The 1,462-nt window shown below is 68.8% G+C and carries 1 protein-coding gene; it reads left to right on the forward strand.

Annotated features, from left to right (window positions below):
- Window positions 1–74: 74 nt before the first annotated feature.
- Complete coding sequence (locus tag ABZV42_RS42210; protein WP_356057566.1) at window positions 75–1,241, forward strand: IS4 family transposase; 1,167 nt, start codon at window positions 75–77, stop codon at window positions 1,239–1,241.
- The last annotated feature ends 221 nt before the right edge of the window (window positions 1,242–1,462 follow it).

Consider the following 1,462-nt stretch of genomic DNA (forward strand, 5'->3'; position numbering starts at 1 on the left):
CAATGCCGTTGTTTTAGGCCTCGGGCGTAGGTTCCTGGGTAGTGGTCCCAGGGGGTGGTCGGGTGTCTGGGCGCGTGTCTGAGTTATCGGGTCTGGGGCTGTTGACCTGGGTGTATCCGCCAGGGTTGGTGGATCGGGTGGTCGCGGCTTGCGGGTGCGCGGAGCAACGCAAACGGCTGCTTCCCGCGAGGCTGGTGGTGTATTTCGTGCTGGGGCTGGCGCTGTTTTCTCCGGCTCCGTATCTGGAAGTGATGCGGCACCTGGTGGAGGGTCTGCGGGGCCAGGGGCTGCTGAGTGGCTGGCATGTGCCGGCGAAGTCCTCGCTGTTCCGGGCCCGGCAGCGGCTGGGCTGCGAGCCGCTGCGGGTGCTGTTCGCCACCACCGCCAAGCCGATGGCCACCGAGGCGACGCCCGGTGCGTTCTGGCGGGGACTGCGGCTGCTGGCGGTGGACGGGACCTGCTGGGACGTCGCGGACAGCGAAGCCAACGAGGCCGCCTTCGGGCGCCCGGGCAACGGCCGTGGGCCGGACAAGAGCGCGTTCCCGCAGGTGCGGATGGCTGCTTTGGTGGAGGTGGGCAGTCATGCGGTGCTGGACGCGGAACTGGCCGGCTGCCGCACCGGGGAAGTCACCCTGGTCGGCCGCCTGCCCCGTTCGGTCGGTCCGGGCCAGCTCGTCCTGGCCGACCGCGAGTTCCTCGGTGTCCCGTTGTGGCAGGCCTTCACCGCCACCGGCGCCGATCTGCTGTGGCGGGTGCCCGCCAACCGCGTCCTGCCGGTGAACAAGCAGTTCCGGGACGGGTCATGGCTTTCACAGATCCGGGCAAGCAGCGGCCCTGCCCGCCGTGAACCGGTCACCGTGCGGGTCCTGTCCTACCAGCTCAAGGGCCAGGTGGGTGCGGGCGCTGCTGACGGCTACCGCCTGGTCACCACCCTGCTGGACGCCCGACAGTATCCGGCCCGGCAGTTGGCCGCGCTCTACCGCGAACGCTGGGAGATCGAGTCCGTCTTCGCCGAGATCAAAACCCACCAGCGCGGCGCACGTGTCGTCCTCAGCAGCAAAACCCCCGATGGTGTCCGCCAGCAGATCTGGGCACACCTGCTGGTCCACCACGCCCTGCGCGAACTCATGCTGAGAACGGCCGCCACCCGTGGCCTGGACCCCGACCGGGTCTCCTTCACCGAAACCCTGCGCTCTGCCCGGCGCAGTGTGACCGTCACGCCGGGCAGCTTTTCCCCCTGACCTCCTGGTCAGAGCCCTGGTGACGCTCCAGCAGGACCTCCTGGAACGACTCCTGCCCGCCAGACGGCTCCGCAGCCAGCCCCGAGTCGTCAAACGCAAGATGTCCAACTACCGGCTCAAACGGGCTGAACACCACGCCTGGCCCCAGGCCACCCGCACCGGCACCGCAGCCATCCTCATCACAAGACCCCAACCCACAGACCCGTAATGCAACGGCATTG

Source organism: Streptomyces sp. NPDC005281 (assembly GCF_040607495.1).
GTDB lineage: Bacteria > Actinomycetota > Actinomycetes > Streptomycetales > Streptomycetaceae > Streptomyces.